This is a genomic window from Citrobacter sp. CK206 (genome assembly GCF_030333125.1).
GTDB classification, from domain to species: domain Bacteria; phylum Pseudomonadota; class Gammaproteobacteria; order Enterobacterales; family Enterobacteriaceae; genus Citrobacter_B; species Citrobacter_B koseri.
Genome location: NZ_JAOWGM010000030.1, coordinates 231,260 through 247,853 on the forward strand (window position 1 = coordinate 231,260; position 16,594 = coordinate 247,853).

Consider the following 16,594-nt stretch of genomic DNA (forward strand, 5'->3'; position numbering starts at 1 on the left):
GCAGCATGATTATTTCCAGCCAGCGATCACATAATCATCCAGGAATTGCCAGAGAGTACCCGTTTCGCTAAAACCCGCCTGGCGCAGAGCAGCGAGCTGGAATTCGACCGTGGTGGGCAGCGGTGTCGGGCGGTCTTTAAAGATAGCGGTGCGCGCGTCCATCAAATCAGCCAGCTCATGATGACGGGTGGCCGATGCAAACCAGCTATCCCAGTCCTGCACTCCCGCTGTCCAGGCTTTTTTCTGCGTATCTTCGTCATGAAGCTGGGCAATCCGTTTCTGGCATGGATTGCGATTATCAAATCGCTGATGATCGGCGTTCATGAATAAGCCATGTTCATCCAGCAGGTTAAAGATGTTGCGATAAAGCGCGACCTGCTGTTCCGGCAGCAGCCAGTGGATGGCCGTGCTGGAAACAACGGCCTGAGGTTTGTCGGTAATAGCGGCAAAGCAATCCGCTGTTGCAATATCGCCGCTGAAGAACTGAATACGGTCACTGTATTCAGATAAGGCTTCTTTGGCCAGCGTAAGCAGAAGCGGGTCGAGGTCAATAGCCGTTACTCTTATCGCCGGAAAGCGATTCAGAAGACGCATGCTGAATGAGCCTGGACCACAGGCCAGATCCACCACATGGAATTCTTCGCCATATAGCATTGCCAGAACATCCAGCGCGGCGTTATAGCGTTCTTCACGGTGAGCGATGTAGGCGCTTTGTTGTTCGTCCCAGTTTTTCAGTAATTCGCGGGCTGGAAAGGTCATGTTGTTCCTTAGCGTGTATTTGTGTGACTAGTCGGTGAAGGGCCAGAACTGAACGCGCAGATGCGTCCATGTCATAGCCAGGTAAAATGATGTAACGTTTTGCTTTAACCGCCTTCATGCCTGCGGTGAGGGGATTACGTTCAAGAAAATCGATTTTGCTCCGGGCGCTGTCGCCATCTCCCCCCCTTTGCAGATCGCTCAGGATCAGGTAGTCAGGGTCCCGTTCGGCAATGACCTCCCAGCTCATGGCAGGCCACAGTTCAGCACTGTTATCAAAGATATTTTTACTGCCGATGGTTTTGGTTAACAGCTCAGAAGCGCCATAACCACCCGCCACATAAGGTGTTGCCGTACCGGAATACCACCACATGAGCGTTCTGCGTGGCAGTTTTATGCGGCTGTCAGCAGTGACCTGTTGCTTCAGTTCATTGATAAGCGCCTCTGCACGCGGCTCCACGCCATATATGCGCGCAATATTACGCAACTCGTCGTAGATGCTGTCGAAGGTTACAGGCGCAGGAGGGCCACTTTGCAGGCCATTGCACATCCCTTCAATGAGCCAGCTTCCAATTCCCCATTCAGCCATCCTTTCACGACCGGCGGTCTCCGGGCTGTTAAACCAGTAGTAGCTGCCAGAATAGATAAAATCTGGCCGGGAACTCAGCAAAGCCTCTCCCGACCAGGGCGAACTGTCGAGACGTGCTTTTAGCGGTTTGTACCAGGGGGAGGGCGCGGTATCTTCATCTGGCCGATAACCGACAGCACTGATCACTGAATCTCCCAGACGTAATGCGAGCATGTTTTCCATTGCGGTCGGCATATAGACGATTGCCCGCTGTGGTACATGCTCAAACGTCCAAGATCTTCCGCAATTCTGTAACGTAACGGGATGTGCAAAGCTGGCGAAGGTTGCCAGCAATGCGAGGGAGGCCAGGCGTTTCATCAGAAGCGCATGTTGACATAGGCTTCGTAAGTTCGACCTGGCGCAATCATTTCTTGCCCTGTATAAGTACGCTGCCAGGTGTAGAAGCGATCCGTCAGGTTACGCACACGGGTGCCTACGGTAACGTCCTTAATCACTTCATAATCGGCGTTCAGGTCGACAGTCGTGTAATCGCCCATTTTGTTTTTGTTGGCATCATCGTTATAGCTACTGCCAACATAGTGGAGCTGCGCGCCCAGCCCCAGTTTGCTAATCGGCATATAACGGCCAGAAAGGTTAGCCGTCCACTCCGGGATATAGCGCGGCTGATTACCGGAAAGGTCCTGCGTACCTTGTTTGAAATTGTCAAAGCGCGCATGGGTATAAGCCACATTTCCCGCCAGCGTGACGCTATCCAGCGGTTTAATCAATCCGCTGAACTCAATGCCGCGCGAAGTCTGCTTGCCAACCGCATTCCATACACCGGCCTGGACAGCCGATTGCTGATAAAGATTTTTTTTCTGGAGATCGTAAACGGCCAGCTTCATTTCGCCGTGGTCGAATGTCCCTTTTACACCGGCTTCATATTGCTGAACTTCTGTAAGCGGCAGGGACGTTTGTTCAGGGCTGATAAAGAAGATATCGCTGCCGGGCTCTTTACCTGTGGAATAGTTGGCATACACCGTCCAGTTTTCGTTAATGGCCCAGCTCGGCCCAATACCAACACTCATAAAGCTATAGCTACGATTGATGGTTTTATTGTCCTGCTGGTAATTCCAGTGCATGTCCAGGTTGGTATAGCGCAACTGGCTTAACAGGGCGACAGCATCAGTGATATTCAGATTGTCTTCCAGCAGCAAGGCATACTGGTTCTGAGTGATGTGACGAACAGGTGAGCGCATCTTGCCACCCGCACCGGTGCGAAAGTCATTGGAGGCGGGGTTGGTCAGCAGAACATCTTCGCCCCCCGGGAAGCCGTTAGAATAGTACTGGAATTCGCGTTTTGAAAAATCGACACCCGCAGTCACGCGGTTGGCGAATGATGCAATCGGGTGATCCCAGGTGACCATAGTACGGTTGCCCGTCAGCTTGTCATCATGAGCAAGATCGCCATAAGAATCACGGGTAACATAGCCCGCTTTGTTTGACGGGTAATAGCGTTCAACGTTCTGCCATTCGCGGAATCCTTTGTAATAGTAGAACTGGTTATCAAAGGTTACATCAGGCGTCGCATACCAGGACTGGGTCGACTGGAATGAGGTTGCCTGGCTGCGGATATGCGCATCCTGAATGTTGTTGTAGTTTACATGGCGCAAGTCGCGATCAACGTTGCCGTTGATGACAGGCGTCCCGAAATAGGGATTGCGCATATCCGTTAAGCTACGATCGATGTCAAAAGTAACCTGTGTGTTATCGGTCGGCGTCAGCAGGAGCTGTGCGCTGACACGCTTCGGGCGGCTGCGATCTTTATCAACCTGAGTGCCGGTATTTGATGCGCTTACATCCACGCGGCCAGCAGCTATACCCTCAACAAGCGTACCACCCGCGCCGATGTGGGCGCGATGGCTGTTATAGCTTGACCAGCTATAGTCAGCTTCTACTGGCTGTCGACCAAAGGTTGCTTTACGTGATATCAGGTTGACGCTGCCACCGGCAGAACTCAGACCGTTTAAAACGGAGCCTGTGCCATACAGGATGTCCACGTTTTCATAATGAACCGGGTCGGCGATTTGAATGGTGCTACCGGGTACGGCCACGCCGTTTAGCAGCCAGGAAACGCCGGAGAAGCCGCGCAGTGAAACGCTGTTTGAGAGCGTAGGTGAGCTGGTGCCGGACATGCCCGGGGCGGTCTCAACGACTTCGGTGAGCGTGCGTTTGCCCTTAGCCATAATGGTTCTGGCGCTGATGGTTTCAGTATGGCGTGGCGTTTGCTTATCGGTCAGACCGAGACGTGAGGCTGAACCGGATGAAAGACGTGCCGAGTCGGATTCGGCGGAATAGTCGGATACGTCACCGCCGGTGACGACGATGGTTTCATCTGCTGCATAGGCCAGAGGCGAAGTATTTACTGCTACTGCGAGAGCTATCAAAGAAGGCTTAAGTTTCATAGGTTGGCATTACATTATAATGGATATGTTATAACATAACATATTTCATAAAGAAAAAAAGTAGACAAATGAGAACAAGTGGGAAGGGGGCTGGAGAGGTCTGTGGGGTTGTCCAAAAACTACAGGCGTCAAAAAACCGGCAATCCTTATCAGGACAACCGGTTCAATTTAACTACTGCTTTTAAAACGCCTCAAGACTCACTGAGATACCTCGAGACTAAAATCTGGCTCCTCTGACTGGACTCGAACCAGTGACATACGGATTAACAGTCCGCCGTTCTACCGACTGAACTACAGAGGAATCGTTGTGGAGGCTTATCTTAGCGGCGAAAAATCTTTTGTCAAACCACATTTCCCTGGTGGCGGTTCAATTGCTGCTTCTCTCAACAGTTTGTTGCAATTGCAGACATTTTACAGGGAAAAAACTTTGCAGCTTTTTGGATTCTCCCTCATTATTTGAAATGAGGTTTCAACTTTCTTCATTAAGGTCCACTTTGAACGTCTCCGCAGCCTTACGCCAGGCCGTCTCTCGTACGCCCTGGTATGCCAAACGTAAGAGTTATAAGGTTCTTTTCTGGCGTGAAATCACCCCGCTTGCCGTGCCTATCTTTCTGGAAAATACCTGCGTACTGCTAATGGGGGTGCTGAGCACCTTTCTGGTCAGTTGGTTGGGTAAAGAGGCGATGGCCGGGGTAGGGCTTGCCGATAGCTTCAACATGGTCATTATGGCGTTTTTTGCTGCTATCGATCTGGGGACGACCGTGGTTGTGGCGTTTAGCCTGGGAAAACGCGATCGTCGTCGCGCCAGGGCTGCCGCGAGACAGTCACTGGTGATCATGACGCTTTTTGCCATCGTGCTGGCGGCGGTTATTCACTATTTTGGCGAACAGATTATTGATGTCGTGGCCGGGGAGGCGTCTTCCGAGGTGAAGGCTCTGGCGCTGACATACCTGGAACTGACGGTGATCAGCTATCCCGCTGCGGCCATCGCCCTGATTGGCAGCGGCGCATTGCGTGGAGCCGGAAATACCAAAATTCCGCTGTTGATCAATGGCGGTATGAATATTCTTAACATCATGATCAGCAGCGTCCTGATTTATGGCGTTTTTTCCTGGCAGGGGCTGGGTTTTGTCGGGGCGGGACTCGGGCTGACCATCTCTCGCTATATCGGAGCCGTCGCCATTATCTGGGTGTTGATGATTGGTTTTAACCCGGCATTGCGCATTACGTTGAAGAGCTATTTTAAGCCGCTGAACTTCACCATTATCTGGGAAGTGATGGGGATTGGTATCCCTGCGAGTATCGAATCTGTTTTGTTCAACGGTGGGAAATTGTTAACGCAGATGTTCGTAGCGGGAATGGGGACCAGCGTTATTGCCGGTAACTTCATCGCTTTTTCAATTGCCGCGCTGATCAACCTGCCCGGAAACGCGCTGGGTTCTGCATCGACAATCATCACTGGCCGACGGCTGGGGAATGGTCAGATTTCCCAGGCAGAGATTCAGCTTCGTCATGTGTTCTGGCTATCTACCATTGGACTGACCGCGATTGCATGGTTAAGCGCGCCGTTTGCGGGACTGATGGCCTCGTTTTATACCCACGATCAGGATGTAAAAGATGTTGTCGTGGTTCTGATTTGGCTGAACGCGGCGTTTATGCCGATTTGGTCTGCGTCCTGGGTGTTGCCCTCAGGGTTTAAAGGGGCGCGGGACGCACGTTTTGCAATGTGGGTTTCGATGCTGGGGATGTGGGGCTGCCGCGTGGTTGCGGGTTACACGCTGGGGATCGTGCTTGGCTGGGGCGTTGTCGGGGTCTGGCTGGGGATGTTCTTTGACTGGGCGGTGCGCGCCGCACTGTTTTACTGGCGTATGGTCAGCGGTCGTTGGCTATGGAAATACCCGCGTCCTGAGCGTGAAGAGCGTATAAAATCGCCCGTTCAGCCTAAATCTCCAACGAAATGAAGAATATTTCGGCAAACGAACGTGTTTGTGCATTCAGGCTTTGACAATGATCGTGGGCGTCGTTAATATGCGCCCCGTTCACACGATTCCTCTGTAGTTCAGTCGGTAGAACGGCGGACTGTTAATCCGTATGTCACTGGTTCGAGTCCAGTCAGAGGAGCCAAATTTAAAGAAGCCCGCTTTTTAGCGGGCTTTTTGCTTTCCGTCATCGGCATTCAGTTCTTTCAGTGCCCGGCACGCCGGACGCTGATCGACAAACGTTGATTACCACATCAAATCATCAGGCACTTTAAAATCAGCATACGGATCTTCTTCGTCCTGCTCTTCCTGACTAAGCGCACTATTTAAGACGATACTGTTAGCATCTCGCTGTGCAATTTTATCGGCTACGCTTGCGGGGATAATCGCGTATTCACATTCCCCACCGTTATCAACAACCAAACGCGCAATGGCGAGACGACCATTAATCAACTGGGCTTGCGTCGCCTTATCCACATCTATTTTTTTAATTAAGTTATTATCTGTGAAGTTAAAACCAATATCGCCTTTTGAAATGCTGATTCTATTCATTTCAATAAGTTGCTTCACCTGCGCTTTATATTCTTTGGATAACGCCGCTTGTTTTTGTTGCTCGCTTAGCTGTTTATCACGCTCAAGTTGTGCTTTTTTATTTTCTTCCACAGCCTCTCTTGCTTCACGCGCCTGAACTCGTGATTTTTTAGCCGTTCTCTGGACTTTGGCCATTTTTTTACTGGTTACTAATCCCGCTTTTAGCATCTGCTCTTGTAAGGTGAGTTTTGTCATCTTCGTTTCTGAAACCGTTGAATAATGTATGCGATTATACCCGTAATTTTTGCGTCTGTACCTGGCGCACGCGAGCCGGAATTCTGTTTATGAATGGCGCAGTATTCCGGCACGGGATTCAGATGAATTACTTGAGCAGTTTCACCGTGGCCTCTATGTCTATCTCATCTTCCGAGAAGATTAACGTCGTTCCCTGGAAGGTGGTGATTGCCAGTTTTCTCAGCGAGCGCATTTCACCGGGCTTTGCGGCTGATTTGGGTCTGATACTACTCATCAGCACGCCCACAGACAGCACCGCGTTTTCTTTATCAATTCGGGTATCGGCTGGCACTTCTTCGCTGTAAACCAGATAAGACTTGATCGACGTGAGCTTCAGGCGCTCGCCCGCGATATAGATATATTTGCTTTCCGGGATGACTTTCACAGCATAAGCGGACAAGCCTTTGTTATTGGTGGTGGGTTCAAAAGTCACCGCCGCGTCTTTCTTAATCAGCTCAGGGTTGGCAACCTTAATCACATGAAAATAGCGATTATCACCGTTTTCATCTTTGATAAATCCAAAACCTTTATCTTTAAACCACGTTGTGATTGTTCCGTTCATCGCCTTACCGCCTGGTTAATCGTTTATCTACTCAGTTTTTACAGCGCGCAGTGTAAAGCACAATGCCCACGCAGACCATGTCTTTGGCTTAAGTTTGGGTGATAAATGTCCATCAGACCAGGGGGCCGTTGGGGGAGGGAAGTCGCGATTGCATTTGGCCGATGGTCAGGGATGGGGAGAACGTCTACTTCACAACCCAGTTCACTGTTACATTCCATTAATGCAATTGAGTGCCATTCTCATCTATCATGATCTGCGACTCACACGATCTATGGCTACTGCAACAAGGGAGGTCGTCAGTGCTACTGGCTATCAGGTACGTCTTTGCGTCATGCCCACTTCGTATTACCGCACTTATCGTCGTTGTGTTGCTTCAGGGGCTGATACCGGCCCTCAACATCTTTATGACCGGCCAAATAATCAACACGCTGCATGCAGTGCAAACCACCGACGGTGATCTGATGCTGAGCGTTGCGGTCTGGTGTGTTTCACTCCTTGGCATGCAGCTTATGCAGCCCCTGGTCAATCTTGTTCAGGGGGATGTCACGGAGATTTCGACCAATCACTTCAGCGCTAAGATTATGTGCCGTATGAACGACTCCTTTTCCTTGAGCCTGTTTGATAATAAGGAGCGTTACGAGCAACTGGAATATTTGAAAAAAGAAGCGGCGTATCGACCGCTTAATTTCATCATCTGTATCATTTACGTGATCCGGGCAATCGTCATGTCCGGCAGTCTGCTGCTGGTTCTGATCAACTATTCAGGAGCAGGGGCGGCCATTTGCGCGCTTTCCGCCATACCGATGATTGCCATCAATATGCGTATCCAGCAGAGATACGTGCGGGATTTATTCTTCACGTCTAAAGATGCAATTGCGATGCGCTACGTATATGGCGTCAGTATGGACAAGAGTTTTTTGCAGGAGATCCGGCTTTACGGTCTTGGTAAATATCTGCTGACTAAATTCAATGCGTCCGCTCGCAATACCTATAATTGCATGCACAAACAGCGCATCCGCGCGCTAATCACGCCTGTGCCGGCCATGATGCTGAGCCTGACTATGCTGTTCGTCGGGGTAACTCTTTTTTTAAACAACTTACGCACCAGTGATATTGCCGTGAGCGCGCTGGTGATGGTGTTTCAGTCCATTGTGATGATGAAATCGCACCTCGACGAGATCGCCAATTATGGTTCGAATCTCGTCAGCATGAGCAGTTTTTTCACCCGCTACCATGCGTTTATGACGGATAAGATTGAACCGGTGAAAAACGGGCACCTTACCTTACCCGCCGAAACACCTTTTTCCCTCAGCATTCACAAACTCCGGTTTCAGTATGAGGGGCGTAATCATCCAGCCCTGAATGGGGTTAACCTTGAAATTGCTCCCGGTGAAAAGGTCGCTATTCTCGGTGAGAACGGCAGCGGAAAAACAACTCTGATTAAAATGATCCTGCGCATGTACGCCTTCAGTGAGGGGGCGGTGTCTGTGTCAGGCGTGCCGCTCGACAGGTTGGATATTGAAAGTTACCGGAACCAGATAGCCACCGTGTTTCAGGATTACGGAAAGTACGAGTTCACGGTGGGCGAAAACATTGCCCTGAATAATTATGATGCAGAAACCCCGTCGTCAGCGGTTGATGAATTGCTGAAAAAGGTAGGATTTCCGTATGACCAGCACACCCGGCTGGGCAAGCAGTTCGGCGGCGATGAACTCTCCATAGGGCAGTGGCAGCGGCTCGCGATTGCACGGGCGCTATACCGAAAGGCCAATCTGTTTATTTTTGATGAGTTCTCTTCATCACTCGATCCTGAAACTGAGCACCGGCTGTTTAATGATATTCTGGCCCTGAACACAACCGTGATCGCAGTGACGCACAGGCTCGGTAATATAAAAGAGTTCGACAGGATTATCGTGATGTCTGCTGGAGAGGTCATCGAAAATGGGGACTTCACTGCGCTGATAAGCCGTCGGGGGAAATTTTACGACATGTGGCATGCGCAGTTTAAATCGGTGATGACTCAGGCAGTTTAATACTACGGGAATGGTACGCAGGTATTTGCACGTTATTCCAGATGTAACCCATTCAAATATATCGTCATTGTTCCCCGGTGTACGCCGGACAAGAGGTTCGGCATAACCATGTCCGATTTGAGCGAAAACCAGATATCAGTAATTTTCGCTCACGACAAAAAGGCTCCAGTGACAACTAATCCTCGCGTTTTTCCGCCCATTTCAGCATTGCATCAAGGGCCGGGCACAGTTCTTGCCCCCACTCGGTAAGGCGATATTCCACTTTCGGCGGCACCTGAGGGTACACTGTGCGTGATACGATGCCGTCGGCTTCCAGTTGTCGCAGTTGCTGAGCCAGCATCTTCTGTGAAATACCCGGGATCAGTTTTTCAAAATCAGAATAGCGCTGTACCTTTCCATCGAACAGATGAAAAAGAATAATTAATTTCCAGCGACCTTCCAGTAGTCGCAGCACATGCTCCACGCCGCTTGCGGCAGATTCTGGAGTGTATAACTTACTCATAATTCAGTTGCTCACTTTTTCGTGCGTACTTGTCAATTTCACAGTCTATGTTGAAAATTCCTGTACTGTAAACAACAGGAGTAAAGCGCCATGTCATTAGCCCTACCGCACGCTATTTCTGACTATTTTGCGATCAGCAACGGAGCAAATATTGCCAACGTTAAGCACTGTTTTACCGCCGATGCTGTCGTGACAGACGAAGGTAAAACGCATAAGGGACACGCAGCGATCGAGGCATGGCAACGTGCCGCACAGGCCGCGTTTGACTACAGCGTTGAGCCGGTTCAGTTCCTCACCGAAGGCCACCGGGTGACGGTCACCTCAAACGTCGTCGGTAATTTTCCCGGCAGCCCGGTCGTGCTTAAACATGCTTTCGGCCTGGTCGGCGACAAGATCAACACACTGGAGATTATCTGATGTCGTTAGATCTTGATTTTCAGGACAAACGCATACTGGTTACTGCCGGCACCAAAGGCGTCGGCAAAGCGGTCGTTGGATTATTAAAGCAACTGGGTGCCAGGGTGTTAACCACCGCGCGTCATACGCCCACAGAATGTATCGCCGACGCCTTCGTGGCGGCAGACCTGACCACGGTCAACGGGTGTGCTTCAGTAGCTGAAGCCGTTCAGATGCATCTGGGAGGTGTCGACGCCATCATCCATGTTGCGGGCGGTTCTACCTCACCTGGTGGTGGTTTTGCAGCACTGGGCGAAACGGAGTGGCAGCAGGAACTCAACCTTAATCTGCTGCCAGCGGTACGCTTAGATCGTACGCTGTTGCCAGGGATGCTGGCGCAAGGCAGTGGGGTTATCATTCACGTCACCTCTATCCAGTGTGAACTGCCGTTACCGGAATCGACCACCGGTTATGCGGCGGCAAAAGCTGCGCTGTCGGCGTACAGCAAGAGCCTGTCGAAAGAGGTATCCCCGAAGGGGGTTCGTGTGGTTCGTGTTGCGCCCGGCTGGATCGAAACTGAGGCTTCGGTAGCGATGGCAGAGCGACTGGCGAAGCAGGCGGGAACGGATTACGAAGGCGGTAAGCAGATCATCATGAATGCACTCGGGGGTATTCCTCTTGGTCGTCCATCAAAGCCCATTGAGGTGGCGAAGCTCATTGCTTTCCTCGCGTCGTCTCATGCTGCCGCCATCACCGGCACCGAATATGTGATAGATGGCGGCACCATCCCGACGGTGTAATCATGTATCTTAATCGGCCCGAATTATGAGCCGATTAAGATCGCCAGAGGCAGAAAATGGTTAATCGTAGCGTCCGTTTTGACGCAAAACAGTCTGATGTAAGTGAATAGTCTGCTATGAGCGAGAAACGGAAGTTTGCAATCGCTCTCATTGCTGATGACGGCCGCACCCGTAGCAGGATAGGAGGTGTTGTCACTCAATCTATCCAGGGTACAGGTTCACCAATATAAGTGTGTGTACAGCAGCGGCAAGTCACTTTAACGTCCTTTCTCGTAATTGAAGGGTTTACCTGTTGCAGAATTCCATTCTCATCAACAAACAAACCCGGATAAAAACTGCTTTCGCCAATGCAGACTAAATCCCTTCGCTGATGCTCATGTAGCGCGACCAACCAGAATACAGGCTCGGTGGTATCAAGACGTCCACATACTTCGCTGAATATTTCATCCCACGGTTTGCCAATCTGCTTGATCAGAAAATAAAACAATGGGGTGTAGTCTCGGCCACGATTCTGTCTGCCATGCATTGTCTCGCGCTTTACCAGTAGCTCATCTCCGGCTTTTTTACGATTGCGTTCCCAGCGATACTCTGCACCTGGATTATTAGAATGGTGCCGCGTAGTCGTGTTGACGCTGCGATACAGTTTACGGGACTTATTCAGTTGATGAGTACGCATAGCTCGATCTCGTGCATCCTTTATTCTGTGAGTCAGTAACCCCTGCCGGAGCTAGATTCAATAGTTTGTGACTGCATAAAAAATGGTCATGCTTAAAGGCAGTCTCATTCTGCTGAAATACCTTCCCACTGACAACTACCAAAAAGTCCACTCCTGGCACAAACCCGACCCTCTACCCAAAAAGCCCACTTTTAGCGGGCTTTTGGTTTTCAGCATACAGGGTTAATTTGCGCGCACCCGTATGGGAGCGGTAGCGGCGAACAGCCACGGGCGGGCGTTGCTTTCTACGCGAGGGGATAATGTTTCTCTTACCTGCTGATGGTACTCATCAATCCACAGTTTTTCTGCCTCGCTAAGCAGATGTAATTCCACGAGACTTAAGTCGATCGGCACCAGCGTCAGTGTGGAGAATTTGCAGAAACCAGGGCGGCTTTCGACAATTTCGACCTGATTTTCAATGCGGATACCGTATTGTCCGGCGAGGTAATAGCCCGGCTCTATCGTAATGATGTTGCCTGCCACCAGCGGCCAGGGGTTCACTTTTTTGGCGATACGGTGCGGCTGCTCATGAATCAATAGCTGATGGCCTACGCCGTGTCCCGCTCCGTGATCGTAATCCAGACCAAGATCCCAAAGCGCCCGGCGGGTAAAGGCGTCAAGTTGGTGTCCCTGAGTTCCGCTGGGGAATTGCAGGGTAATCAGCGACAAAAAGCCCTTCAACACAGCGGTGTAGTGTAACCGACGCTGCGGCTCCTGCGGCCCAAATGCGAGGGTACGGGTCGTGTCTGTCGTACCGTTCTGATATTGACCGCCCGAATCGTTCAGGTACATCTCTTGGGTTGTGACTGGCGCGTTTGTTTTCTCGCTTGAATGATAGTGGCACATGGCAGCATTGCCTGCCGATGCAGAAATGGTGTTAAAGCTCTGCTCAAGAAATCCCGGTTGTTGCTGGCGATAAGCCCGCTGTTTTTCCTGGGCTTCCAGCTCCGTTATCGGATTGCCTGCGGCTTCACGCAGCGGCACTTCGTGCGCCAGCCAGGCGAGGAAATTAACCCAGGCGGCGCCGTCCTGCTCATGGCATTCGCGGTATCCTGCCAGCTCGGTTTCGTTCTTGTGCGCTTTCATCAGCGTAATCGGATCTGCTGACCAGATGACGTCACCGCCATGCTGCTCAATAGCGAAGCGCAGGGCGACCGGGGCGAAATCTTTATCAACCAGGAAACGCTTTCCGGCCGCGCGTTGCTGACAGCGTGCAAGGAACTCACCCGGCGGGGAAATGGTCAGCGTGCTGAGCAAACTTGCAGGTAACTGCTGAGTTTTCTTTTCATCAACGAACCATTCCAGTTCGCCCGTGCGGTGCAATAACGCAAACGAGAAGGGAACAGGCACCATGTTGAGGTCGCTGCCGCGCACGTTCAGCGTCCAGGCGATATTATCCGGCAGGGTGATCGGCAGGTAATCCGCCTGCTGTTTTGCCAGTTCGTCGAGAATGCGCGCGCGTTTCTGCGCGCTGCTTTCACCGCTGATTTCAACGGGCATTTCCCGGATGATGCCGCAGGGGGCGGCGGGGCGGTTTTGCCATACAACGTCGAACGGATCGCTGTCTAACGCCACCAGTTCGCAGTGGGTAGCTGAGAGTGTCTCAAATTGGCTGTTGACCATCAGCAGAGGTTCGAAGGCAATACGTGCGCCGGAGGCAACCTGTTCCTGCAAATACTCCGCAAGCGGCTCGTTATGCAGGTGATGAATTTCAAAATCATTACGATCGACTTCGGCGCGGGCCTGAACCTGGTAGCGGCCATCCACAAACAGCAATGCGCGGTCGCGAAGCACTAACGCCAGTCCGGCAGAACCGCTAAAGCCCGTTAACCAGGCCAGTTTATTATCATGTGGCGTACAGTCCTCGCTTTGATGAGCATCGGCGCGAGGAACGATCATGCCATCCAGCCCCTGCGCAATCAGGAGATTACGCAGGGCGGAAAGGGGAGTTGGGTTGCTCATAGACACCTTCATGCCTTAACGGAACGGCGGTTCGTTGAATGTGCGCAGTTTACGTGAGTGCAGGCGATCGCCTTCTGCGCGTAACAGATCAATGGCGCGGATGCCGATTTGCAGGTGCTCCGAAATCGCACCTTCATAAAAACGGTTAGCCTGGCCGGGAAGTTTAATCTCACCGTGCAACGGTTTGTCGGAGACGCACAATAGCGTGCCGTAAGGTACGCGGAAGCGATAGCCCTGGGCGGCAATTGTGGCACTTTCCATATCAATGGCGACGGCGCGGCTCAGGTTGAAACGCAATGCGGAGGCGGAGTAGCGCAACTCCCAGTTACGATCATCGGTGGTGACGACCGTACCAGTACGCAGCCGCTGCTTAACCTCTTCGCCAGGCATGCCGCTCACCATTTTTGTGGCGTCATACAGCGCGCGCTGAACTTCTGCGATGCTGGGGATGGGAATATCGGGCGGCAGTACGGCATCGAGCACATGATCGTCACGTAAGTAGGCGTGCGCCAGCACATAGTCGCCAATCGCCTGACTTTCACGCAGGCCGCCGCAGTGACCAATCATCAGCCAGACGTCCGGGCGCAGTACCGCCAGGTGATCGCAAATAGTTTTGGCGTTTGACGGCCCGACGCCAATATTCACCAGCGTAATCCCCTGGCCGTCAGCCGTAATCAGGTGCCAGGCTGGCATCTGGTGTTTTTTCCACGCCAGATCGGAGATGGCTTCTTCGGGAGCCTCGGTTTCTGCGGTGATCCAGATCCCGCCAGCACAGGAAAGTGCGATATAGGGACTGTCCGGGTCCAGAATCTGGCTGCATCCCCAGCGCACAAATTCGTCTACATAGCGGGTGTAGTTGGTAAACAGAACAAAGGGCTGAAAATGTTCAACTGGCGTCCCCGTGTAGTGACGCAGTCGCGCCAGCGAGAAATCGACACGGCGCGCGTCGAAGTGAGAGAGCGGATAAAACTCACCGGGGTGGAACAAACCGTCTGCGGTCTCGTCGCCAATCTGCGCCAGTTCAGTGGTGGGGAAAAAGCGCGTCAATCCGGCGCTCATGGAGCGGTCAAGCGACAGCTCGGAACCGTCAATGACATAAGGATACGGAATTTCATGATGGGACGGTTCAACCGCGATATGCGCGTCATAATCCTGATACAGCAGCGTTAATTGCTCTTCAAGGTAAGGGCGAAACAGCGCAGGACGGGTGATGGTTGTGGTGTAGCAGCCAGCATGGGTAAAGCGGCCATAGGCGCGGGTCTTGGGGGGATTCGTCGCATTGCCGCTCCAGGAGACGGAAAGCGATGGGTAAACAAAAAGGCCATTATTTCGGGCTGTAATGTCTGGAAGCTCCCCGTTTTCAACATACTTGCCAATTGCACTACGCAGAGCCTGAACCGCTTGCTCGTAGAGTTCGTCCAGTTTATCCAGCGCCTGAGACGGGGTCAGGCCGGCGCCCTTATTATTCATGTCTGTCTCCTTGTTCCACAGGTGTACTGCTCTCCCGATAGTATGTCACAGGAATGTGAAACAAAAGTCAGACGTTGCGTAAGAACAGACGGAGGCCAGACGGCCCCCGTACAGGGATTAGACGTGTGGTTTATTTTTCATCAACAGCGCCGTAGCGGCAGAGATCAGGCAGCCTGCCAGCAGGTAAATGGCAACGCTGTGCCAGTTCCCATCGGAGAAGGTGACCAGTGCGGCGGCGATAAAGGGAGTGAACCCGCCGCCCACGACGCTGGCGACCTGATAACCGACTCCGGCACCGCTGTATCGATAACCTGCACCGAACATGCCGGTAAACATCGGCTGCTGTACGCAGACCACCATATCATGAGCAATATTGGCCAGCATGATGGAGAAGAACACAATCCAGAAGATTGACTGGGCTTCAAGCGCCATAAAAAACGGGAATGCGCTGAGCGTACCGATTAAGGCACCTGTAATATAGACGCGCCGACGACCGAAGCGGTCCGCAAGCCAGGCAAAGCAGGGAATCGTCAGGCAGCTTAGTCCCCCCACCAGCAGACCGATATTCAGAAAAAGCTCACGCGGAAGGCCCAGATTTTGGGTGGAGTAGTTCAGGGCGAACGCGGTGACGATATACATCGTCAGCAGCTCGCACAGGCGCAGGCCGATGATTTTCAGAAATGCGCCAGGGTGGCGGCTCAACGCCTCCATAACCGGCAAGCGTTTTTTCTCCGGTGGTGTTTCCTGTTTTTGCTGTTCAAATTCGGCGGACTCTTCCATGCCATTGCGCACCCATAAGGCACCAAGCACCAGAATAATGCTGAACAAGAATGGGATGCGCCAGCCCCAACTCAGAAACTGTTCATCGGTCGTCAGCGTGCTGATCAGCGAGACCAGACCGGTCGAGAGCAGCAGCCCTACGCCATAACCCACCTGAACGCCGCTGCTGTAAAACGCTTTTTTGTTCTCCGGCGCGCTTTCAACCGACAGCAATGCCGCGCCACCCCATTCGCCACCGACGGCAAAACCCTGAACAGCCCGTAATATCACCAGTAGTACCGGCGCCCACCAGCCTATAGTGGCGAAAGAAGGGAGGATGCCAATCAGTGCGGTAGCGATACCCATCATCCATACGGTCAGCATCAGCATACGCTTACGGCCCAGACGGTCGCCGAAGTGGCCGAAGATCACACCCCCCAGCGGGCGAAACAGAAAGCCAACGCCGAAGGTGGCAAACGCCGCGAGTGTACCCATCGCCGGGCTGATTTGCGGGAAGAATTCACGATTAAACACCAGGGCAGCGGTGATGCCATAGAGCAGAAAATCGTACCAGTCGACGACTGCGCCAGCGAAGCTTCCTAATGCGGCGCGGCGCGCGCGATTAAGCGAAGGCGTCTCATCCTGGGGACGCGTGGAGGTGAGGGTGGAATCCATAGTTATCCTGTCTGTGCTGTTTTTTTAGTTATTAGTATGGAGAAATGATTACTCATATTGCTGCCGACATATTAACGGCCTTTATGAGACTACCGCGACAGACGGAAAGAGAAAATGATTTTATCCG

The 16,594-nt window shown here is 52.1% G+C and carries 15 protein-coding genes and 2 tRNA genes; 6 read left to right on the plus strand and 11 right to left on the minus strand.

Annotated features, from left to right (window positions below; all coding sequences use genetic code 11):
- Positions 1 to 9 precede the first annotated feature (9 nt).
- The 4 genes from OGX81_RS18335 to OGX81_RS18350 all read right to left on the minus strand — a co-directional run bounded on the left by OGX81_RS18335 (position 10) and on the right by OGX81_RS18350 (position 4,090).
- The gene (locus tag OGX81_RS18335) at positions 10 to 759 is read right to left on the minus strand and encodes a class I SAM-dependent methyltransferase (RefSeq protein WP_047462788.1); all 750 of its coding nucleotides are present in this window, start codon (positions 757 to 759) and stop codon (positions 10 to 12) included.
- Positions 689 to 1,702, minus strand: a complete 1,014-nt coding sequence (locus tag OGX81_RS18340) for an ABC transporter substrate-binding protein (RefSeq protein ID WP_104868500.1) — start codon at positions 1,700 to 1,702, stop codon at positions 689 to 691. The genes OGX81_RS18335 and OGX81_RS18340 overlap by 71 nt, the downstream gene beginning before the upstream one ends.
- On the minus strand, positions 1,702 to 3,771 hold the full coding sequence (locus OGX81_RS18345; protein WP_233603717.1) for a TonB-dependent siderophore receptor: 2,070 nt from the start codon (positions 3,769 to 3,771) through the stop codon (positions 1,702 to 1,704). The genes OGX81_RS18340 and OGX81_RS18345 overlap by 1 nt, the downstream gene beginning before the upstream one ends.
- 243 nt (positions 3,772 to 4,014) lie before the next feature.
- Positions 4,015 to 4,090 (minus strand) — tRNA-Asn (locus tag OGX81_RS18350).
- 6 nt (positions 4,091 to 4,096) lie between these two features.
- On the opposite strand from OGX81_RS18350, the gene OGX81_RS18355 reads away from it, so the two are divergent.
- The 3 genes from OGX81_RS18355 (at position 4,097) to OGX81_RS18365 (ending at position 5,913) form a co-directional block, all read left to right on the plus strand.
- Positions 4,097 to 4,249: a DUF5951 family protein gene (locus tag OGX81_RS18355; protein ID WP_153257545.1), complete on the plus strand. Its 153-nt coding sequence runs from the start codon at positions 4,097 to 4,099 to the stop codon at positions 4,247 to 4,249.
- Position 4,250: 1 nt separating this feature from the next.
- On the plus strand, positions 4,251 to 5,750 hold the full coding sequence (locus tag OGX81_RS18360) for an EmmdR/YeeO family multidrug/toxin efflux MATE transporter (RefSeq protein WP_104868502.1): 1,500 nt from the start codon (positions 4,251 to 4,253) through the stop codon (positions 5,748 to 5,750).
- Positions 5,751 to 5,837: 87 nt separating this feature from the next.
- Positions 5,838 to 5,913, plus strand: a tRNA-Asn gene (locus OGX81_RS18365).
- 101 nt (positions 5,914 to 6,014) lie between these two features.
- On the opposite strand, the gene OGX81_RS18370 is transcribed toward OGX81_RS18365, so the two are convergent.
- Together OGX81_RS18370 and OGX81_RS18375 are read right to left on the minus strand one after the other, a co-directional pair.
- Positions 6,015 to 6,554, minus strand: a complete 540-nt coding sequence (locus OGX81_RS18370) for a DUF2058 domain-containing protein (RefSeq protein ID WP_012131810.1) — start codon at positions 6,552 to 6,554, stop codon at positions 6,015 to 6,017.
- A gap of 127 nt (positions 6,555 to 6,681) precedes the next feature.
- On the minus strand, positions 6,682 to 7,155 hold the full coding sequence (locus OGX81_RS18375; protein WP_012131811.1) for a cold-shock protein: 474 nt from the start codon (positions 7,153 to 7,155) through the stop codon (positions 6,682 to 6,684).
- A gap of 299 nt (positions 7,156 to 7,454) precedes the next feature.
- Between OGX81_RS18375 and OGX81_RS18380 the strand changes: the two genes are divergently transcribed.
- Entirely contained in the window at positions 7,455 to 9,188 is a 1,734-nt protein-coding gene (locus OGX81_RS18380) for an ABC transporter ATP-binding protein (RefSeq protein ID WP_158661216.1), read from the plus strand.
- Between the two features lie 175 nt (positions 9,189 to 9,363).
- On the opposite strand, the gene OGX81_RS18385 is transcribed toward OGX81_RS18380, so the two are convergent.
- The gene (locus OGX81_RS18385) at positions 9,364 to 9,690 is read right to left on the minus strand and encodes a winged helix-turn-helix transcriptional regulator (RefSeq protein ID WP_012131813.1); all 327 of its coding nucleotides are present in this window, start codon (positions 9,688 to 9,690) and stop codon (positions 9,364 to 9,366) included.
- Between the two features lie 90 nt (positions 9,691 to 9,780).
- Between OGX81_RS18385 and OGX81_RS18390 the strand changes: the two genes are divergently transcribed.
- Positions 9,781 to 10,107 carry a nuclear transport factor 2 family protein gene (locus tag OGX81_RS18390; RefSeq protein ID WP_104868504.1) on the plus strand — a complete coding sequence of 109 codons (327 nt, stop codon included), beginning with the start codon at positions 9,781 to 9,783 and terminating at the stop codon, positions 10,105 to 10,107.
- Positions 10,107 to 10,886 (plus strand): SDR family oxidoreductase, encoded by a 780-nt coding sequence (locus OGX81_RS18395; RefSeq protein WP_104868505.1) that lies wholly within the window; start codon positions 10,107 to 10,109, stop codon positions 10,884 to 10,886. The genes OGX81_RS18390 and OGX81_RS18395 overlap by 1 nt, the downstream gene beginning before the upstream one ends.
- Before the next feature lie 196 nt (positions 10,887 to 11,082).
- Here OGX81_RS18395 and OGX81_RS18400 read toward each other — a convergent pair whose 3' ends face one another.
- The 4 genes from OGX81_RS18400 to shiA all read right to left on the minus strand — a co-directional run bounded on the left by OGX81_RS18400 (position 11,083) and on the right by shiA (position 16,467).
- Positions 11,083 to 11,562, minus strand: a complete 480-nt coding sequence (locus OGX81_RS18400) for a hypothetical protein (protein ID WP_012131816.1) — start codon at positions 11,560 to 11,562, stop codon at positions 11,083 to 11,085.
- 222 nt (positions 11,563 to 11,784) lie between these two features.
- Positions 11,785 to 13,563 carry an aminopeptidase P family protein gene (locus tag OGX81_RS18405; RefSeq protein ID WP_104868506.1) on the minus strand — a complete coding sequence of 593 codons (1,779 nt, stop codon included), beginning with the start codon at positions 13,561 to 13,563 and terminating at the stop codon, positions 11,785 to 11,787.
- 15 nt (positions 13,564 to 13,578) lie between these two features.
- On the minus strand, positions 13,579 to 15,033 hold the full coding sequence (locus OGX81_RS18410) for an AMP nucleosidase (protein ID WP_104868507.1): 1,455 nt from the start codon (positions 15,031 to 15,033) through the stop codon (positions 13,579 to 13,581).
- 117 nt (positions 15,034 to 15,150) lie between these two features.
- A complete protein-coding gene (gene shiA, locus OGX81_RS18415) occupies positions 15,151 to 16,467 on the minus strand; it encodes a shikimate transporter (protein ID WP_104868508.1) in 1,317 nt (438 codons plus the stop codon).
- Between the last annotated feature and the right edge of the window lie 127 nt (positions 16,468 to 16,594).

Coding starts and splice junctions, on each gene's coding strand:
- OGX81_RS18340 (WP_104868500.1), bottom strand. CDS start 1,702: ATGAAACGCCTGGCCTCCCTCGCATTGCTGGCAACCTTCGCCAGCTTT.
- OGX81_RS18335 (WP_047462788.1), bottom strand. CDS start 759: ATGACCTTTCCAGCCCGCGAATTACTGAAAAACTGGGACGAACAACAA.
- OGX81_RS18360 (WP_104868502.1), top strand. CDS start 4,251: ATGAGGTTTCAACTTTCTTCATTAAGGTCCACTTTGAACGTCTCCGCA.
- OGX81_RS18405 (WP_104868506.1), bottom strand. CDS start 13,563: ATGAGCAACCCAACTCCCCTTTCCGCCCTGCGTAATCTCCTGATTGCG.
- OGX81_RS18410 (WP_104868507.1), bottom strand. CDS start 15,033: ATGAATAATAAGGGCGCCGGCCTGACCCCGTCTCAGGCGCTGGATAAA.
- OGX81_RS18375 (WP_012131811.1), bottom strand. CDS start 7,155: ATGAACGGAACAATCACAACGTGGTTTAAAGATAAAGGTTTTGGATTT.
- OGX81_RS18400 (WP_012131816.1), bottom strand. CDS start 11,562: ATGCGTACTCATCAACTGAATAAGTCCCGTAAACTGTATCGCAGCGTC.
- OGX81_RS18390 (WP_104868504.1), top strand. CDS start 9,781: ATGTCATTAGCCCTACCGCACGCTATTTCTGACTATTTTGCGATCAGC.
- OGX81_RS18385 (WP_012131813.1), bottom strand. CDS start 9,690: ATGAGTAAGTTATACACTCCAGAATCTGCCGCAAGCGGCGTGGAGCAT.
- OGX81_RS18370 (WP_012131810.1), bottom strand. CDS start 6,554: ATGACAAAACTCACCTTACAAGAGCAGATGCTAAAAGCGGGATTAGTA.
- shiA (WP_104868508.1), bottom strand. CDS start 16,467: ATGGATTCCACCCTCACCTCCACGCGTCCCCAGGATGAGACGCCTTCG.
- OGX81_RS18395 (WP_104868505.1), top strand. CDS start 10,107: ATGTCGTTAGATCTTGATTTTCAGGACAAACGCATACTGGTTACTGCC.